Source organism: Gilvimarinus sp. 1_MG-2023 (assembly GCF_030548285.1).
Window position 1 is genome coordinate 1 of sequence record NZ_JAUOSC010001315.1, and the last position, 255, is coordinate 255.

At 53.3% G+C, this 255-nt stretch carries 1 protein-coding gene; it reads left to right on the plus strand.

The features are described 5' to 3' along the window. On the plus strand, positions 1 to 237 hold a 237-nt coding region (locus Q4563_RS21105), incomplete at its 5' end, for an aminotransferase class I/II-fold pyridoxal phosphate-dependent enzyme (RefSeq protein ID WP_303605915.1). Between the last annotated feature and the right edge of the window lie 18 nt (positions 238 to 255).

A 255-nucleotide genomic window follows, 5' to 3' on the forward strand; every position in this document is an offset into this window, starting at 1 on the left:
GCCTATGGTCTGGCATCGCTGCGGGTCGGTTATGGCGTTTCCAGCCCGGTTGTGGCTGACCTGATGAACCGGGTTCGTCCGCCATTCAATGTGGATTCCTTTGCACTGGCCGCTGCCACCGCAGCGCTGAAAGATAGCGACTATCTGGCCAACAGTGTTGCGCTTAACCGTCAGGGTATGGCGCAGTTGGTTGCCGCGTTTGAGTCTCTGGGATTGAGTTATATTCTGTCAGTTTAAAATTTTTTGTCCTTCAAG